The following is a 17,707-nucleotide window of genomic DNA, read 5'->3' on the forward strand; positions in this document are numbered from 1 at the left end:
TGGCGTATCAGTCCAGGTTCACGTCGTCCGGGGGAATGTCCGGCTCGTTGATCTCATCCATCTCCAGGCCGCCAAGCGCCCAGATTTTCCGGAAGGCATCGGCTGCCGTGACCGGACGCGCAGGCACCAGCCGCGCCACAACCTTGCCGTGGCGGGTGATCTCGATTTCGGCGCCGCCATCCACTTCGGCAAGCAGGGCGGAAAAGTGGCTCTTGGCTTCCACGACGGTGACGTGTCTCATGGCGCTCTCCTTGAATCTGACCATATGGTCATAGTAGGTGGCATGCAACAGGAGGTCAAGCCATGCTGAAACGCCTGCGTTGGGGCGATCTGATTCGCTACCGCCTGGGCGTGGCCTCGCGCGTGCTGGCCGCTGCCATCGGCGGCTACGCGCTGATGTCCGCCCTGGCCGTGCTGCTGGCGCTGCCGCTGTCGTGGTGCTGGCCCATGCCGCGCGGGCAGGCGGTGCTGGTGACCACCTATGTCAGCTTTCTGGCCTATGTGCCGGTGGTTCTGTGGGTGTTCCATACGCGCAGCGCGGCACGCGCCTGGGGCTGGCTGCTGCTGTGGACGGCGCTGGCTGCGCTGGCGTGCTGGGTGCTGCTGCAAGGGGGCGCGGCATGATGCCTGACCTGTCCTGGGGCTGGCACCTGGCGGTGCTGCTTTTGAGCCTGGGCGGCCTGGCCCTGCTGGCGCTGGCGAGCGAGCGCGAGGGGGAGTTGCTGCTGCGCCGGCCCGTGCCTCTCGCGCACAGGCGCCTGCTGCGCTGCCTGGGCTGGCCGCTGCTGGCGTTGGCGCTGGCCGTGTGCGTGGGGGGCTGGTTCGGGCATTTCGGCACGGTGCTGTGGCTGGGCTGGTTGAGCGTGGCGGCGGTGGCGCTGGTGTTCGGCATCGCCTACGGGCCCTGGCGGGACGAACCTGCCGGGCGCAGGGTGCGCAATGCTCGTGAAACGATAGCTGCCAGCGCTTGCTGCACAAGCGCTGGAGGCCGATTGGGCTTGTATTTCCTGTGGGTGTTGCTGGCGCTGTCGCCCCTGGCCTTCGCCTGGGCGCTGTGGCAGGCGCCGGTGCATCCGCTGCGGCGCGCCGATGCGGTGCAGGGGCCGGTCGGCCCGTGGACCTACCGGCTGGCCGAGGAGGTGCAGGCCGCGCCCGAGGTGCTGGCCAGCGGCGCGGCGGTCAAGCACTTCGTGCTGCAGTTGCAAGGCGACGAATTGGCCGTGGCCCGCGCCTGGCTGCGCGTGCAGCCGCCGCGCTCGCCGCGCACGGCGGGTATGGCGTTTGAGGGGCACCACGCCGACCGCGAGGCGATGATCGCCATTCCGCCCTCGGCCACCGCGCAGGATGCCTTCTGGCTCACGGTGCAGGGCAAGGACGGGCAGTTGCACCACGCGGAAATCGGCATGCGCCGCCTGTCGCCCGCGACGGCGGATTTCGTGGAGGGACGGCGATGAGGAAAAACGCCCTGTGGCCGGCGGCGCTGCTCGCCTGCACGCCTGCGCTGGCGCACGAGCCGATGACTCCGCTGCTGCTCTGCCGGGCCGAGGCCGCCGAGGTGGCCTGTGTGGCACGCTGGTCGAATGGCGTGGCCATGCCCGGCGCGCGCTACGAGGTGACGGATGCGCGGGACAAGCCCCTGCTGGCGGGCGTGACCGACCGGCAGGGGCGCCTGCGCTTCGCGCCGCCGCAGGCGGCATTCCATGTGCTGGTGTGGGATGCGCGCGGGGCCATGGCCGAGGCGGGGTGGCGGGATGTGGCGGGGGGCGGCTCCGGCCGTGAATGATGCGATAACGGCGCGGTTGGCGCGTAGCATTTCCTGGGCGTTCAGGGGGCCGTTATGGAAGGCTGCTTACCCAGTCTTCCAGCCGTAGGCCGGGAATATCCGTGAAATGGCGGGTGTTGTGCGTGACCAGCACGAGGTTCTCTGCGATGGCATGGGCGGCGATCAAGGTGTCCATGTCGCCGCGCAAACGGCCCTGCTGGCGATTGCGGGCCTTGATGCGGCCGAATTGCTCGGCGGCGGCTACTGTCCAGGGGAGTGCTGGTATCTGCTTGAGGAACAGGTTGATGCGCGGGTGCCGCCTGTCGTCACCGGCCATCAGGGCTTGTCCGTAACGAATCTCCGCGTAACTGAGTACAGAGATGGAGGCTTGGCTACCGCGCAAAGCCTGTGCCATGCGCTGGTGCAAGCCCATGTCATGCCCTTTGAGGAAATAACTGACGATGTTGGTGTCCAGCAGGTACATCGGCGGGGGCTCGTGGGCAAGCTCAGGTATCGCTGAAGGGGTCGGCACGTGCCTCGCTGCTGCGTGGCGGAAGGAATGCTTCTTCCAACGGCTCGGCCAGGATCATGTCGAGCAGTTGGTCGAGTTCCGGCTTGCCGCTGGCAGCGGCCTGGCTTGCCTGGGCCATGGGAGCGAGCTTTTCGGTCAGCAGGCGTGCCAAGGCGCTGCTTTCCAGCAGCCCTGCCTGCTGGGCGCGAGCGGCGAGGTCGCCGGGAAGTTGGATGGTCAGGGTGGTCACGGGTGGCTCCAAATCGGGTATTGGAAGGTGTACCAGAAAAACGCTTTTTTGGCGAAAGATGGGCGATGAAAGCGCATTCCTGCCCAGAAAATCAACGACCTCAACGTCTGCCAGGTTTTTGGTGCTCGTACGAAGCACACACGCCACTGGCCTCTGGCCGATGCTGCCGCACGGCAGGCGCTTAAGCGCCGCCCGCCTGCCCCATGGGCGGCGCGCCGGCCTTCTCGGCGTTGCCGTTCGGCAGCGGTATCAACGGCGGCAGCATGGCCAGGCGCGTGGCGGCCTTGTGGCCTTGTTCCACGGCGCGGCGCACATCGCCGAGCAGGCCGGCCCACTCGTGCACGGTGGCCACCTCCAGCTGCCCCAGGGCGCCGGCGCGCAGCAGGGCCGCCTTGGCGTCCTCGTAGGCGGCGTCGAAGATGGCGTGGGCGGCATCCACGGCGGCCAGGGCATCGTGGGCGCCCGGGCTGCTCTCGGGCACGGCGGCTTGCGGGTCGGCCGCCTCGAAGAAGGCCAGGGCCGCGGCGCAGGCCGGGGCCAGGGCGTCCAGCGGGCTGGCCCCCGCAGCCTGCGCGCGCGGCGTGCGCAGGGCCTGCTGGCCGGCCTGGGCCATGACGCGCGCCAGGGTGTCGTAGTAGCCGGCCACGCGCAGCAGCTCGGTCATCTGCTCGGCCACGTCGCGCGACAGGGCCTGGCGGCTCACGTCGCTGACGAAGGCGCCGAGCTGCTGCTGCAGCTGCTCCAGCGTTTGCAACTGGCGTGCCAGCTGCGCGCCCGCCTGGGGCGTGGGCGCGGGCCACGGCGGGGCGAGCCGCGTAGCGTCGGCGGCGAGCTGCATGGCCAGGTGGCCGACGCGCGTCATCTCGCGGCGCAGGGCCTGCAGCGCCAGCGCGGGCACGGCGGTGACGTTGCGGTCCAGGAAGCGGGCGCGCGCCTCGTCCTCTTCGGCCGAGCGGAAGCGCGCGAGCAGAAAGCGCGCCAGCGGCTTGGCCAGCGGCCACATCAGCAGCACGCCCAGCAAGTTGAAGGCGGTGTGGAAGATAACGAGCTGCGTCACCGCGTCGCTGCGGCCCGTGAGCCACTGGCCCACGGCGTCGATGAGCGCCAGCAGCGGCCCCAGCAGCGCCAGCGCCACCACGGCGGTGACGACGTTGAACAGCACGTGCGCGGCGGCCAGGCGCCGCGCGTTGGCCGTGGCCTGGATGGCGGCCAGGATGCCGGTGAGCGTGGTGCCCACGTTGGCGCCGATCACCATGCCCGCGCCCACCTCCACGGCCAGCGAGCCCCCGGCCACGGCGGTGAGCACCACGGCCAGCGTGGCAGACGAGGCCTGCAGCACCACCGTCATGCCCAGGCCGATCAGCACCGCCAGCACCAGGCCCTGCAGGTCGCTGGCCAGCGGCGGCAGGGCCTGAGGCCCCAGGCCGGTGAAGCCCTGGCGCAGCAGCTCGATGCCCAGGAACAGCACGCCGAAGCCTGCGATGGCCTGCCCCAGCGCGCCGCGGCGCGTGCCGTTGCCGGTGATGTACAGCCCCATGCCGAGCCCGATGAAGGGCAGGGCGAAGGCGTCGGCCTTGACGGAAAAGCCCAGCCAGGCCACGAGCCAGCCGGTGACGGAGGAGCCGAGGTTGGAGCCGAACACCACCCACAGCGCCGAGCTGAAGCTGAGCAGCCCGGCGTTGACGAAGCCGATGGCGGCCACCGTCATGGCGGTGGACGACTGCACCAGCGCCGTGAGCGCCACCCCGGTCACCAGGCCGTGCAGCGGCGTGCGCGTCCAGGCGGCGAGGATGCGCTCCAGCGCGCGCCCGGCGGCGAGCTTGAGGCCGTTGGTCAGCATGGTCATGCCGAGCAGGAACAGGCCGATGCCGCCGAGCAGCGTGCCGGCGGCGAGCAGGGGCGTGGCGGTGGTGCCCAACGGGGGAGCGGCGCCGGCGCGGCCTTACTTGGTGCCGAAGATGCGGTCGCCCGCGTCGCCCAGGCCCGGCAGGATGTAGCCGTGGTCGTTGAGCTCGCGGTCGATGGCGGCGGTGTAGATGGGCACGTCGGGGTGCGCCTTCTGCAGCGTGGCCACGCCCTCGGGGGCGGCCAGCAGGCAGACGAACTTGATGGAGCGCGGCTGCAGCTGCTTGAGCCGCTGCACGGCGGCGGCGGCCGAGTTGCCGGTGGCCAGCATCGGATCGACGACGATGATGTCGCGCTCGGCCATTTCCGAGGGCATCTTGAAGTAGTACTCGACCGGCTGCAGCGTGGCCGGGTCGCGGTACAGGCCGATGTGGCCGATGCGCGCGCCGGGCACCACGTTGAGCATGCCGTCAAGGAAGCCGTTGCCCGCGCGCAGGATGGACACGAGCACCAGCTTCTTGCCGTCGATCATCTTCGCGGTCATGGTCTCCAGCGGGGTCTCGATGGTCACGTCCTGCAGCGGCATGTCGCGCGTGACTTCGTAGGCCATCAGGGTGGACAGCTCGCCGAGCAGGCGGCGGAAGCTGTTGGTGCTGGCGTCCTTCTTGCGCATCAGGGTCAGTTTGTGCTGTACCAGGGGGTGGTCTATGACGTGGACGTTGCTCATGGGTTGTTCTTGGGAGCAGAGAAAAAGAAGGGCGCTTAGTCTGCCAGAAAGCGCGCATAGCGCGCCAGATCGACGTTGCCGCCGCTGATGACGATGCCCATGCGCTTGCCGCGCAGGTCCACCCCGCCGTGGTGCGCGCCCGCGAAGGCCAGCGCGCCCGTGGGCTCGACCACGATCTTCATGCGCTCGGCGAAGAAGCGCAGCGCGTGCACCAGCTGCACGTCGCTGGCGGTGACGATGCCGTCGGCATGGCGCCGGATGACCTCGAACGCCAGCGGGCTCAGGGCCGTGGTCAGCGCGCCGTCGGCGATGGTGCGCGGCTGGGCGATGGTGACGATCTGCCCGCTGCGCAGCGACTGCTGCGCGTCGTTGGCGGTTTCGGGCTCCACGCCGTACACCTCGCAGGCGCTGCCCGGCGACTGCGCTGCCAGCAGGCTGCCGGCCAGCAGGCCGCCGCCGCCCACGGCCACGAACAGGTAGTGCAGGCGCGGCACCTCCTGCAGCAGCTCCAGCGCCGCCGTGCCCTGGCCGGCGATGACGTGCGGGTGCTCGGACGGCGGCACCAGCGCCATGCCGCGCTCCTGCGCGATGCGGCGGCTGATGGCCTCGCGGTCCTCGGTGAAGCGGTTGTAGGTGACGACCTGGGCGCCATAGTGGCGCGTGGCCGCCATCTTGGACGCGGCCGCGTCCTCGGGCATGACGATGAGCGCCGGAATGTCCAGCAGCCGCGCCGCCAGCGCGATGGCCTGGGCGTGGTTGCCGGCCGAGAAGGTGAGCACGCCGCGCTCGCGCTGCGCGGCGTCGAGCTGGGCGAGTGCGTTGTACGCGCCGCGGAACTTGAACGAGCCGGTGCGCTGCAGGTTCTCGCACTTGAAGAACACCTGGGCGCCCAGCAGCTCGTCGGCCATGCCCGAGCGCAGCACCGGCGTGCGGTGCGCCACGTTCTGCAGGCGGTGCGCCGCGGCGGCCACGTCGGCGGCGGTGGGAGGGGGCAGGGCGATGGGGTTCATGGCGGCGTCCTCGGATGCGCGAGTGCGGTGCGGCGGTGGGCCTGCATCTTACCGGGAATCGGAACAAAAAAGGCACCTAGCGCTTGTCCATCAAGCGCTACCAGCTATCAATTGGAGAGCATTGCAGCCGGGGGGGGCGGTGCCGGTTGTAACGCTTCGTGTCAGATAAGTGCAAAAACGGCGCCCCTGAGTGCGGCAGGGTGTTTTTTATTCTTTCCCGTATACGCTGTGAATCCCACATTCACGAACCGCCATGGGTTCAATGGAGTAAAAAATGCAATTTTCCCGGAGAGGTTTTGTCAAGAGTTTTGGCGCGGGCACGGGTGCGCTCGCAGCCTTGGGTGTTTCGGGATGTGGGGGAGGCAGCGATCCGTATTCAGATGCTGCGCCTTTATGGAATGCCGACAAGGTCAGGAACAAGATCGTCGTCATCAGCGATATCCATCTCGGCATCGAAGACCGCTACACGGAAACACTGGAGAACCGGCCGCTGCTCATCAAGTTTCTGCAATGCCTGCAAAATACCAGGGATGTGCGTGAACTGGTGATTGCCGGTGATTTCCTGGATGAATGGTTCTTGCCTGTCTACTACTACCCGCTGTATACGGACCAGGATCAGTTTTACCGGGGCGTCATTGCGAACAATCAAGGCGTCATCGACGAGCTGAACAAGGTGATCGCCAGCGGAATCAAACTGGTCTACGTCCCTGGCAACCATGACCTGACACTCAAGGCCAGCGTTTTGCAGGAAGCCATTCCCCAACTGGTTCAGGCCAGCGGCGATGAGCCCCAAGGGCTTGGCACCTACTATACCGGCGACCGGAACGAGATCGTCATCGAGCATGGCCATCGCTACGATGTGTTTTCCGCGCCCGATACGGTGACCAACGAGGAATTATGCGGAAACCAGGACAAGACCATTTTGCCTGCTGGCTATTTCTATGCCCGGTACGCCGCCACCTGGGTGCTCGAGGGCAAACCCACGGTAGCCCAGAACCTGCCCGTCATCAGCGCCAGCGATTATGCAGGCTTGACGGATGCTGCTTACGCAGACCAGGCTGGTGCTTATAAGTACCACAATATTCTGAGCAGCATCTCCAACCAGATGACGCCCTACGAGAGCGGGGAGGACCACTTCGCGACGGACAAGATATTCAAGATGCGCATCTCCGGATTCAGCGATGATTACACCTACAAGGATTTCTTTCCTGCCATGCTGACGGACGAGCAGACGGGCAGGAAATATATCTCCGCTCCCAGGCTGTTCAGGAATATCCAGCTCTCATGGCAGGCCCGCCAGGTGCTCAACAAAGTCAAGGTTCCCGAAGCCCCGTTCGCGTTGTCGGTTGCTGGCGCCCTTGAGCCCGAGTCATTCTTCTCCTGGGCCAAGGCGAATTATCTGGAAAATCCGGATGAGAAGAAGGTGGAAGTGGTCATTTTCGGGCACACGCATGTGCCGATGTGTCGTTATGTGGATGGCGGCAAGTGCTATTTGAATTCTGGAACGTGGATAGACCACAATACCAGCCATCCGGATACCCGTACTTTCGTGGTCGTCACGACGGGAACCAGCGGGAAGGATGCGGCGGCGGTTTATCGCTTCATCAAGGAGGGGGAGATTGCGGACATCACGGCCAGCGTCAGTGCCTGATTGATACGGGTTTGCATTCAACCGTATAACTAGGCGGGAAGCCGCAGACAGTGCTATAGCACGGCAAGGCGAACCAACGACGTTAGACGGTTGAAGGCAAATCCGTATGAAAGCGGAAAGCGCCAGGGAACTCGCCCCATCCCTGCGCTGCTACACCAGGAGGCGTACGCGGAAGACGCCATTGTTGATTGCATACAGCAGTTCGCCATCGTATTTCCTGGCGAAGGCGGCTACGCTCTTGCTGCCGATGCCATGCCCCTCGCTGCGAACGAGCGGATGGCCGTTTTCATCCAGGGTGGCATCTGCGGCGCAGGGGTTTTCCACTTCCAATAACAGCCGCCCTGCATGGCGGCAGATGAGCCGGATATAGCGGGGCCGGTCTTCTGGCAGGCCCTGGCAGGAATGGATGGCATTTTCCATGAGGTTTGAAACCACCATGGAAAGACCGAACGGATCGACGCCAGGGTGGCTGGGGATGTCCAGGGAAATTTCCGTGCGTATTCCCGCCTGTTCCGCAATGCCGGCGTAGTGGCAGACGGCGGCATTGATGGCCGGGTTCGCGCAATAGACCTTGCTGATCTCCGGTGCCGCCTGGTTGTGGGCCTGCAGCAATGCCGTGGCCTCTGTGGTTTGGCCGCGTTCCAGAAGCCCCAGCAGCACGTTGTGGAAATGGCGGCGATCATGTTCCGTGCGGGTGTTCTGCTCCGACACGTCTTCCATCAGCTTGAGCCTTTCGGTCATGCCGTTCGTCGCCAGCTGGAGATATTCTCTTTCTGCGCGCATGAGCTGATTCTCTTCGCGCATTGCATTCTGCTTGGTTATGATATTGAGCGAATAGATGATGGAGGTATATACCGCGAATCCCAGGGAAATGAGAAGAAACAAGGACAACTGGTTTCTGGTCAGCGTGTCGCGGATGTCGCCGCCGAAGAAGTACCCCAACAGGCAGACCAGCAACGCAACGATGGGCAGCAGGTGGATATGCCAGTAATCCAGCACCTTGCGATATGGCACGGAGACCCATTTCTTAAATACCACGATCAATACCGAGAGAAGGACGAGGCGTGCAATGGAGTTGCCGTAGAGCGGATCGGGGAACAGATTCCGGAAGAAATAGCTCAGGAACACCACCGCTGCATCGATGTTGATGATGGTGACATAGCTGAAGCACCATTGCATGATGCTGTCCTTGAACAGGGGTTTCAGGGCAATCCCGATCACCAGCAGCATCGCCAGATCGACATGAAATACAGCCGTGTAGTTCTGGGTGCGGTAGAAGTAGTAATTTGCGCTGAGGTTCGCGATCAATACGAGCGCGATGGCCATCGCGTAGACCGCCTTGCTCTTGTACCTTGGCGTGGCCATGGTGCAGAGCAGGAGGATCAGCATCACATCCGTGACCACGGCCCTCAGCAGATCGGGGAGATGCGCGATCATCCGGTTTTTCCCCGGTCGCCCATTCTTGCCATCAGGTAGTCCATATAGGCATCCCGCACGGCGGCGTACCGTTTGGGCGCAATGGGAACGGTTTTTCCGCCGCAAAGTGTGAAACTGTCCTTGGCAAAGCGTTCAACCCGGCGCATGTTGATCACGAATGCGGCGTGGCACTGCAGAAAATGCCTTTCCCGCAAGATGGGCGCACAGTAGTCCGAGAAGTTTTCCCTGAAGGTGCGGCTGTACAGCCTCTCGCCATGCGTGAGGCTGAAGATCACGGCATGGTTGCTGTATTCACAGCAAACGATGTGCGACAGGCTGAGTACGCGCAGGCTGTCGATGGTTTTGACGGCAAAGCATGGCTCCTCGGCGGTGTCGGCCTTGGCGAGGGCCAGCGCAAAGGCATCGAACAACTGCGGCCTGCTGACCGGCTTGACGAGATAAGACAGGGGATGGGCCGCATAGGCCTGCAAGGCGAATTGCGGCTCGGTGGTGGCGTAGATGATCTGCGCTTCGCGGTCGAGACGGCGGATTTCCCTGCCTAGTTCCAGCCCGTTGACCATCGGCATGACGATGTCCAGCACGTAGACATGAAAGCGCTCTGCTTCCATGGCCGTCAATAGCGCATCCGGGTGGCTGAACCCGGTCACTTCGGCATCGATGCCATGGATGGATACGTACTGCTCGGCGAGTGCGACGAGGCTCCGCAGTTCATGCGGCACATCGTCGCAGATTGCAATGCGCACCATGAATCGTTCTTCAGCAGGACAACCGGATCTTGTCGCTGAGCGCATGCGCCCCGGGCGGGGCGCATGCGCTCAGCGGCGCTTGCCGCCGCCCCCGAACAGGCTGCCCATGACGCCGCGCAGGATTTCCTTGCCCAGGCTGGAGCCCACGGTGCGCGCCGCCGTTTTGGCCATGGTCTGCACCAGGCCGTCGTGCTTGGCGCCGCGCGGGCCGGTGGTGCCGAAGAGCACGTCGCCCAGCCCGCCCAGCAGGCCGCCGTCCGCGCCCTGCGCGGGTGTGCCGCTGGCCGCCGCAGGCGTCCCCGGGGCGGGTGCGCCGGTGCGCGCCTGCAGCTTTTCGTAGGCCGATTCGCGGTCCACCATCTTCTCGTACACGCCCGCCACCAGCGAGCCCGCGACCAGCGCCTGGCGCTGCTGCGGCGTGATCGGGCCGATCTGGCTGCCCGGCGCCAGCACGTAGACGCGCTCGGTCACGCCGGGGCGGCCTTTCTCGTCCAGGCAGCTCACCAGCGCCTCGCCCACGGCCAGCTCGGTGATGGCGGCCTCGATGTCCAGGCCGGGGTTCTGGCGCATGGTGGTGGCGGTGGCCTTCACGGCCTTCTGGTCGCGCGGGGTGAAGGCGCGCAGCGCGTGCTGCACGCGGTTGCCGAGCTGGGCCAGCACGGTGTCGGGAATGTCCAGCGGGTTCTGCGTGACGAAGTACACGCCTACGCCCTTGGAGCGGATCAGGCGCACCACGAGTTCGATGCGCTCGACCAGCACCTTCGGCGCCTCGTTGAACAGCAGGTGGGCTTCGTCGAAGAAGAACACCAGCTTGGGTTTTTCAGGGTCGCCGATCTCGGGCAGGCGCTCGAACAGGTCCGACAGCATCCACAGCAGGAAGGTGGCGTACAGGCGCGGCGCGTTCATCAGCTTGTCGGCCGCGAGGATGTTGACCATGCCCTGGCCGTCCACGGTCTGCATGAAGTCGTTCAGGTCGAGCATGGGCTCGCCGAAGAACTTGTCGCCGCCCTGCTGTTCGATCTGCAGCAGGCCGCGCTGGATGGCGCCCACGCTGGCGGCGCTGATGTTGCCGTAGGCCGTGGTGAACTCCTTGGCGTTGTCGCCCACGTAGGCGAGCATGGTGCGCAGATCCTTCAGGTCGAGCAACAGCAAACCATTATCATCGGCGATCTTGAACACTAGGTTCAGCACGCCCATCTGCGTATCGTTGAGGTTCAGCATGCGCCCGAGCAGCAGTGGCCCCATGTCGGAGATGGTGGCGCGCACCGGGTGGCCCTGCTCGCCGAACACGTCCCACAGCTGCGTCGGGCAGGCCGTGGGCGCGGGCAGCGGCAGGCCGCGCTCCTGCAGCGTGGCGGCGAGCTTGGGTGCTACGCTGCCCGGCTGGCTGATGCCGGTGAGGTCGCCCTTCACGTCGGCCATGAACACCGGCACGCCGATGCGCGAGAAGCGCTCCGCCAGGGTTTGCAGCGTCACGGTCTTGCCCGTGCCCGTGGCGCCGGTGATGAGGCCGTGGCGATTGGCCAGGCCCGGGAGCAGGTGGCAGGTGGTGGCAGCGTGCTGGGCAATCAGGATCGGGTCGGCCATTTCGGGTTTCCTCGGGGGGCTTTGGCGGGCAAAAGTAAAATCGGGGGCAATAGGCAACGCCGAACAAGTCCCCGCGTGTTGCGCATCCCTGGATTTGGGCGGTCTGCTGCGTTGCAAATCCTCGCCATAGCTACGGCTATGGCTGCGGTTTGCGCCTAGCATCCCATCCCAAACCAGGGCGCGCGCCATCGCAGGGACTTGTTCAGCGTCGCCATAGAGTAATTCAATACAAAGGACGCTTCGTGGCAGGACACAGCAAATGGGCCAATATCCAGCATCGCAAAGGCCGCCAGGACGAAAAGCGCGGCAAGGTCTGGACCCGCATCATCCGTGAAATCATGGTCGCCGCCCGCCAGGGCGGGGGCGACCCGACGGCCAACCCGCGCCTGCGCCTGGCCATCGACAAGGCCAAGGCGGCCAACATGCCGGCCGACAACATCAAGCGCAACGTGGACAAGGCCACGGGCAACCTCGAAGGCGTGGTGTACGAGGAAATCCGCTATGAGGGCTACGGCATCGGCGGCGCGGCCATCATCGTCGACACCATGACCGACAACCGCGTGCGCACCGTGGCCGAGGTGCGCCACGCCTTCAGCAAGTACGGCGGCAACATGGGCACCGAGGGCTCGGTGGCGTTCCAGTTCAAGCATTGCGGCCAGCTCATCTTCGCTCCCGGCACGAGCGAGGACAAGGTGATGGAAGTGGCGCTGGAGGCCGGCGCCGAGGACGTGATCGCCGATGAGGACGGCGCCATCGAAGTGCTCACCGCGCCGGGCGACTTCGAGGCCGTGCGCGACGCGCTGGAGGCCGCGGGCCTGAAGCCCGAGGTGGCCGAGGTGACCATGCGCGCCGAGAACACCATCGAACTCGCCGGCGACGACGCCGCGCGCATGCAGAAGCTGCTCGACATGATCGAAGAACTGGACGACGTGCAGGACGTCTACCACAACGCCGTCTTCTAGAAGAACCAGCAAGGACCCCATGAAAGTACTCGTCATAGGCGGCGGTGGCCGCGAACACGCGCTGGCCTGGAAACTGGCCCAGTCGCCCCGGGCCACCAAGGTCTATCTCGCGCCCGGCAACGGCGGCACGGCGCACCACCCCAAGTTCGAGAACCTGCCCATCACCGGCGTGGTGCAGCTGCGCGAATGGGCGCAGGAGCAGAAGGTCGGCCTCACGGTGGTCGGCCCCGAGGCGCCGCTGGCCGCCGGCGTGGTGGATGAATTCCGCGCCCATGGCCTGCGCGTCTTCGGCCCGACCAAGGTCGCCGCGCAGCTCGAAAGCTCCAAGGCCTTCTCCAAGGCGTTCATGCGCCGCCACGGCATTCCCACGGCGGACTACGACACCTTCACCGACCCGGCCGCGGCCCACGCCTTCGTGGACCGCCTGGGCGCGCCCATCGTCGTCAAGGCCGATGGCCTGGCGGCGGGCAAGGGCGTGGTGGTGGCGATGACGCTCCAGGAAGCGCACGACGCAGTGGACTTCATGCTGGTGGACAACAAGTACGGCGTGGCGCACAACGAAGGCGGCGCGCGCGTGGTCATCGAGGCATTTCTGGAAGGTGAAGAAGCCAGCTTCATCGTGCTGTGCGACGGCAAGAACGTGGCCGCGCTGGCCACCAGCCAGGACCACAAGCGCCTCAAGGACGGCGACGAAGGCCCGAACACCGGCGGCATGGGCGCGTATTCGCCCGCCCCGGTGGTCACGGCTGACGTGCACGCCCGCGCCATGCGCGAAATCATCCTGCCCACCATCCGCGGCATGGAAAAGGACGGCGTTCCCTACACCGGCTTCCTCTACGCGGGCCTGATGATCGACGCCAAGGGCCACCCCAAGACGCTCGAATTCAACTGCCGCATGGGCGACCCCGAGACGCAGCCCATCATGATGCGCCTCAAGAGCGACCTGATGGACGTGATGCTGGCTGCCACCGACGGCAAGCTCGACCAGGTCGAGCTGCAGTGGGACCGCCGCACCGCGCTCGGCGTGGTGATGGCCGCGCACGGCTACCCCGAGGACCCGCGCAAGGGCGACGCCATCACCGGCCTGCCGCCCGAGGCCGACGACGCCATGGTGTTCCACGCCGGCACGCAGTTGCAGGACGGCGTGCTGCGTACCAGCGGCGGCCGCGTGCTGTGCGTGACGGCGCTGGGCGACAACGTGCGCCAGGCGCAGCAGCGCGCCTACGACGTGGCGCGCGGCATCCACTTCGACGGCGCGCAGTACCGCCGCGACATCGGCCACCGGGCGGTAAAGAACTGATGGCGCTGTCTGCATTCAATCCGCCCAGCACGGCCGAGCGCGTGCGCGGCTACCTGCTCGACCTGCAGTCGCGCATCACCGGCGCGGTGGAGGCCATCGAAGGGCCGCGCGGCGCACGCTTCCTGGTCGATCCCTGGCACAAGAGCCCCGAGGAGCCCCTGCAGGGCGACGGCGTGACGCAGATCCTCGAAGGCGGGCGCGTGTTCGAGCGCGCCGGGGTCGGCTTCTCGCACGTGCGCGGCGCGCAGCTGCCGCCCTCGGCCACCCAGCACCGGCCGGAGCTGGCCGGGGCGCCGTTCGAGGCCATGGGCGTCTCGCTGGTGTTCCACCCGCTCAACCCCTACGTGCCCACGGTGCACATGAACGTGCGCATGATCGCGGCTGGCCAGCCGGGGCAGGGGCCGGTGTGCTGGTTCGGCGGCGGCATGGACCTGACGCCGTACTACGGCTTCGAGGAAGACGCGGTGCATTTTCACCGCATCTGCCACGACACGCTCAAGCCCTTCGGCGAGGGCCTGTACCTGCGCTTCAAGCGCTGGTGCGATGAATACTTCTACCTCAAGCACCGCGACGAGCAGCGCGGCGTGGGCGGCATCTTCTTCGACGACTTCTCGGCCCTGGGCTTCGAGCGCAGCCTGGCGATGACGCAGGCCGTGGGCGACGCCTTCCTGCAGGCCTACCTGCCCATCGTCGAGCGCCGCATGGCGCTGCCGTTCGGCGAGCGCGAGCGCGGCTTCCAGCTCTACCGGCGCGGCCGCTACGTCGAGTTCAACCTGGTCTGGGACCGGGGCACGCATTTCGGCCTGCAGTCGGGCGGGCGCACCGAGTCCATCCTGCTGTCCATGCCGCCGCTGGTGTCGTGGCAGTACCGGCGCGAGGACCCGCCGGGCTCGCACGAGGCCGAGCTGACGCGGCGCTTCCTGGTGCGGCGCAACTGGATTTGACGCTGCGCACTCTCTTTTCGATAGCTGCTAGCGCTTGCCAGGCAAGCGATGGAGCCTCGAAACACCCTTGAAAAACAGCCTTCGCCACCGTTGCACCCGCTCAGCATGCGGGAACATGCGGGGCCCAGCCCCGGCGCAATGCGCGCTATATTGCCTCCACTTTTGACCACCCTATACCCGATGACCACCTCCACCAAAACGGAAACCGCAGCCAAGAAGGACGTCGCCAAGCTCCAGCGCGCCATCGTCGATGGACTGGAGGACGTGAAGGCCCAAGACATCCAGGTCTTCAACACCGAGCATCTTTCGCCGCTGTTCGAGCGCGTGATCGTGGCCACCGGCAGCTCCAACCGCCAGACCAAGGCCCTGGCCGCCAGCGTGCGCGACGCCGTGCGCGAGGCCGGTTTCTCCAAGCCGCGCTCCGAGGGCGAGGAAAACGGCGAATGGATCATCGTGGACTGCGGCCAGGCCGTGGCGCACATCATGCAGCCGGCCATCCGCCAGTACTACCGCCTGGAGGAAATCTGGGGCGACAAGCCCGTGCGCCTCAAGCTCGGCGCCGCCAAGCCGCGCAAGGTGACGGCGTCGGAGGACGAAGCGCCGGCCAAGAAGCCCGCCGCCAAGAAGTCCGCTGCCGTGAAAAAGGCCCCGGCCAGGAAGGCGGCGCAAGCGGCGCCGAAGAAGGCCGCCGCCAAGAAGGCCCCGGCCAAGCAAGCCCCCAAGGCCACTGCCGCCGCCGCGAAGAAACCCGTGGCCAAGCCTGCGGCCAAGGCCGCCGCCAAGAAGGCGCCGGTGAAGACCGTGGTGGTGAACAAGCCCGTGGCCAAGAAGGCGGCGCCGAAGGCCGCAGCCACCGCCAAGAAGCCCGCCGCCAAGAAGGCCCCGGCCAGGAAAGCGGCCGCCAGGAAGCCCGCGCCGAAGGGCTGAGCGCCTGGGGCTGAGCGATGAAGCTGCTCATCGTGGCCGTGGGCCAGCGCGTGCCCGACTGGGCGCAGACGGCCTATGACGACTATGCCAAGCGCTTTCCGCCGGAACTCAAGGTGGAGCTCAAGGCCGTCAAGACCGAGCCGCGCGGCTCCAAGACGCTGGAGACCCTGTACGCGGCCGAGCGCGAGCGCATCGAGGCCGCCATTCCGCGCGGCACCCGTGTCGTGGCGCTGGACGAACGCGGCACCAGCCTGACCACGAAGGCGCTGGCCGAGCGCCTCAAGGGCTGGCAGCTCGGCGGCGACGACGTGGCGCTGGTCATTGGCGGGCCGGACGGGCTCGACCCGGCGTTCCGCCAGGCCGCGCACGAGCGCATCCGCCTGTCCGACCTGACGCTGCCGCACGCCATGGTGCGCGTGCTGCTGATCGAGCAGCTCTACCGCGCCTGGTCGGTGAATGCGGGGCACCCGTACCACCGCGAATAGACTATTGTTTTCATAGCTGCTTGCGCAGGCTGAGAGCGCTTTGGAGGGCGATTTGACTGATAAATTTATCTACCTCGCCTCGCAGAGTCCGCGCCGCCGCCAGCTGCTGGAGCAACTGGGTGTGCGCTACGAGCTGCTGCTGCCCGGCCCCGAAGAGGACGCCGAGGCCATCGAGGCCGTGCTGCCCGGCGAAGATCCCGCCGCTTATGTGCAGCGCGTCACCGCGCTCAAGCTCGACGCCGCCGTGGCGCGCCACGCGGGGCGGCGGCTGGCACCGGCGCCCATCCTGTGTTCCGACACCACGGTGGCGCTGGGCCCGCGCATCTACGGCAAGCCCGAGGATGCGCAGGATGCCGCGCGCATGCTGGCCGAACTGGCGGGGCGCGCGCACCAGGTGCTCACCGCCGTGGCCCTGCAGGCGGCGGATGGGCGGCGCCTGGCGGCGCTGTCGGTCTCGCGCGTGCGCTTCGGCGCGATGACGCCGGCGCAGATCGCCGCCTACGTTGCCAGCGGCGAGCCCCTGGGCAAGGCCGGGGCCTATGGCATCCAGGGGCCGGTGGCGCAGTACGTGGAGAACCTCGACGGCAGCTACACCGGCATCATGGGGCTGCCCTTGTACGAAACGGCCGGGCTGCTGCGCGCCGCCGGGGTGCTGGACTGACGTTATTGCAGCGTGTGGCTGGCCAGCCGCGCGGCGTTGGGGATGTGGATGTCGCGCTTGTCGATGCGGATCAGGCCGGCTTCCTCCAGCTCGTGCAGCACGCGCGAGAAGTATTCCGGCGTGATCGACAGGCGCGAGGCAATGGTGGCCTTGCTCACGGGCAGCGAGACGTTCAGCGCCACGGCGTCCTTGCAGCCCGTGGCGCTGCCCGCGCTGGCACCGGCGGTGCTGCTGGCGGGGCCGTCCTCGGGCAGCGAGTGCAGCAGGTAGCCGATGACGCGCTGCATGCCGCTGTGCAGCGAGTAGGCCTGCACGTCATGCACCAGCCCGTGCAGGCGGCGCGAGATGCCGGCCAGCATGTGCATGGCGAAGCGCGGGTCGTCCTCGATCTCGCGCACCACGGCGGCCTTGCCCACGCTCAGCACCAGTGCGTCGGCCAGGGCCTGGGCGTTGATGATGTAGGGCTTGTCGGTGAACATCAGCGCCTCGGCGAAGCTCACGCCGGGCCCGGCCAGCTCGATCACCTTCTCCTGCCCGGCGGGCGAGATGGCGAACAGCTTGATCTGGCCGGTGACGGTGACGTGGAACTCCTCGCAGGGCATGCCCACGCGGAAGATGCAGTCGCCGCGCCCGTAGCGCCGCAGGCGGCAGCCCGTGGCCAGCCGCTGCAGCTCGGACGGGGTCATTTCCTGGAACAGCGGCAGGGCGGCCAGGTAGCGGGGGATGTCGAATTGCTGGGTGTCCATGGTGTGGGGATGTTTTTTTGTATTGCCTGCAATTAAAGAGGAATTCTGAATGAATTTTCATGATCTGCGGCAATTCTGCGCCTGTTCTGCCGCAGTTCCATGACACTGTGAATACGGGAAAACGCCTGTCTGCCGCGCACCTGCAAGGCGGCGCAC

Annotated in this window: 20 protein-coding genes; 10 read left to right on the plus strand and 10 right to left on the minus strand. The window is 66.6% G+C overall.

Features of this window, described 5'->3' with window-relative positions; all coding sequences use genetic code 11:
• Positions 1-7 precede the first annotated feature (7 nt).
• Positions 8-241, minus strand: coding sequence for a type II toxin-antitoxin system prevent-host-death family antitoxin (locus YS110_02350; GenBank protein ID UJB63682.1), 234 nt, complete (start codon positions 239-241; stop codon positions 8-10).
• A 62-nt stretch (positions 242-303) separates the two neighbouring features.
• On the opposite strand from YS110_02350, the gene YS110_02355 reads away from it, so the two are divergent.
• From YS110_02355 to YS110_02365, 3 genes are read left to right on the plus strand one after another with little or no spacing between them, the layout of a single operon-like run.
• Entirely contained in the window at positions 304-624 is a 321-nt protein-coding gene (locus tag YS110_02355) for an iron transporter (GenBank protein ID UJB63683.1), read from the plus strand.
• Positions 621-1,454, plus strand: a complete 834-nt coding sequence (locus tag YS110_02360) for a DUF3325 domain-containing protein (GenBank protein UJB63684.1) — start codon at positions 621-623, stop codon at positions 1,452-1,454. The genes YS110_02355 and YS110_02360 overlap by 4 nt, the downstream gene beginning before the upstream one ends.
• Positions 1,451-1,783: a hypothetical protein gene (locus tag YS110_02365; protein UJB63685.1), complete on the plus strand. Its 333-nt coding sequence runs from the start codon at positions 1,451-1,453 to the stop codon at positions 1,781-1,783. The genes YS110_02360 and YS110_02365 overlap by 4 nt, the downstream gene beginning before the upstream one ends.
• A 52-nt stretch (positions 1,784-1,835) precedes the next feature.
• On the opposite strand, the gene YS110_02370 is transcribed toward YS110_02365, so the two are convergent.
• The 5 genes from YS110_02370 to YS110_02390 all read right to left on the minus strand — a co-directional run bounded on the left by YS110_02370 (position 1,836) and on the right by YS110_02390 (position 6,105).
• A complete protein-coding gene (locus YS110_02370) occupies positions 1,836-2,246 on the minus strand; it encodes a type II toxin-antitoxin system VapC family toxin (protein UJB63686.1) in 411 nt (136 codons plus the stop codon).
• A 22-nt stretch (positions 2,247-2,268) separates the two neighbouring features.
• Positions 2,269-2,523: a hypothetical protein gene (locus YS110_02375; protein UJB63687.1), complete on the minus strand. Its 255-nt coding sequence runs from the start codon at positions 2,521-2,523 to the stop codon at positions 2,269-2,271.
• 181 nt (positions 2,524-2,704) lie between these two features.
• A complete protein-coding gene (locus YS110_02380; GenBank protein UJB63688.1) occupies positions 2,705-4,441 on the minus strand; it encodes a Na/Pi cotransporter family protein in 1,737 nt (578 codons plus the stop codon).
• A 24-nt stretch (positions 4,442-4,465) separates the two neighbouring features.
• A complete protein-coding gene (gene upp, locus YS110_02385; protein ID UJB63689.1) occupies positions 4,466-5,095 on the minus strand; it encodes a uracil phosphoribosyltransferase in 630 nt (209 codons plus the stop codon).
• A 35-nt stretch (positions 5,096-5,130) separates the two neighbouring features.
• The gene (locus tag YS110_02390) at positions 5,131-6,105 is read right to left on the minus strand and encodes a threo-3-hydroxy-L-aspartate ammonia-lyase (protein UJB63690.1); all 975 of its coding nucleotides are present in this window, start codon (positions 6,103-6,105) and stop codon (positions 5,131-5,133) included.
• 274 nt (positions 6,106-6,379) lie between these two features.
• On the opposite strand from YS110_02390, the gene YS110_02395 reads away from it, so the two are divergent.
• Positions 6,380-7,756 (plus strand): metallophosphoesterase, encoded by a 1,377-nt coding sequence (locus YS110_02395; GenBank protein UJB63691.1) that lies wholly within the window; start codon positions 6,380-6,382, stop codon positions 7,754-7,756.
• Between the two features lie 150 nt (positions 7,757-7,906).
• Here the strand turns inward: YS110_02395 and YS110_02400 are convergent, their stop codons facing one another.
• From YS110_02400 to YS110_02410, 3 genes are all read right to left on the minus strand, one after another.
• Positions 7,907-9,193: a sensor histidine kinase gene (locus tag YS110_02400; GenBank protein ID UJB63692.1), complete on the minus strand. Its 1,287-nt coding sequence runs from the start codon at positions 9,191-9,193 to the stop codon at positions 7,907-7,909.
• Entirely contained in the window at positions 9,190-9,939 is a 750-nt protein-coding gene (locus YS110_02405) for a response regulator transcription factor (protein UJB63693.1), read from the minus strand. Before YS110_02405 ends, YS110_02400 begins: the two co-directional genes overlap by 4 nt.
• Before the next feature lie 69 nt (positions 9,940-10,008).
• The gene (locus tag YS110_02410; protein UJB63694.1) at positions 10,009-11,526 is read right to left on the minus strand and encodes a DUF853 family protein; all 1,518 of its coding nucleotides are present in this window, start codon (positions 11,524-11,526) and stop codon (positions 10,009-10,011) included.
• A 242-nt stretch (positions 11,527-11,768) separates the two neighbouring features.
• On the opposite strand from YS110_02410, the gene YS110_02415 reads away from it, so the two are divergent.
• From YS110_02415 to maf, 6 genes are all read left to right on the plus strand, one after another.
• Entirely contained in the window at positions 11,769-12,488 is a 720-nt protein-coding gene (locus YS110_02415) for a YebC/PmpR family DNA-binding transcriptional regulator (GenBank protein ID UJB63695.1), read from the plus strand.
• 19 nt (positions 12,489-12,507) lie between these two features.
• Positions 12,508-13,788 (plus strand): phosphoribosylamine--glycine ligase, encoded by a 1,281-nt coding sequence (gene purD, locus YS110_02420; GenBank protein UJB63696.1) that lies wholly within the window; start codon positions 12,508-12,510, stop codon positions 13,786-13,788.
• Positions 13,788-14,732: an oxygen-dependent coproporphyrinogen oxidase gene (gene hemF / locus YS110_02425; protein UJB63697.1), complete on the plus strand. Its 945-nt coding sequence runs from the start codon at positions 13,788-13,790 to the stop codon at positions 14,730-14,732. The genes purD and hemF overlap by 1 nt, the downstream gene beginning before the upstream one ends.
• Before the next feature lie 180 nt (positions 14,733-14,912).
• The gene (gene rsfS, locus YS110_02430) at positions 14,913-15,659 is read left to right on the plus strand and encodes a ribosome silencing factor (protein ID UJB63698.1); all 747 of its coding nucleotides are present in this window, start codon (positions 14,913-14,915) and stop codon (positions 15,657-15,659) included.
• Positions 15,660-15,676: 17 nt separating this feature from the next.
• The gene (rlmH, locus tag YS110_02435; GenBank protein UJB63699.1) at positions 15,677-16,144 is read left to right on the plus strand and encodes a 23S rRNA (pseudouridine(1915)-N(3))-methyltransferase RlmH; all 468 of its coding nucleotides are present in this window, start codon (positions 15,677-15,679) and stop codon (positions 16,142-16,144) included.
• A 52-nt stretch (positions 16,145-16,196) separates the two neighbouring features.
• Positions 16,197-16,805, plus strand: coding sequence for a septum formation inhibitor Maf (maf, locus tag YS110_02440; GenBank protein ID UJB63700.1), 609 nt, complete (start codon positions 16,197-16,199; stop codon positions 16,803-16,805).
• Between the two features lie 2 nt (positions 16,806-16,807).
• On the opposite strand, the gene YS110_02445 is transcribed toward maf, so the two are convergent.
• Positions 16,808-17,551 (minus strand): Crp/Fnr family transcriptional regulator, encoded by a 744-nt coding sequence (locus tag YS110_02445; protein UJB63701.1) that lies wholly within the window; start codon positions 17,549-17,551, stop codon positions 16,808-16,810.
• Between the last annotated feature and the right edge of the window lie 156 nt (positions 17,552-17,707).

Source organism: Acidovorax sp. YS12, assembly GCA_021496925.1.
Classification (GTDB): Bacteria; Pseudomonadota; Gammaproteobacteria; order Burkholderiales; family Burkholderiaceae_C; genus Paenacidovorax.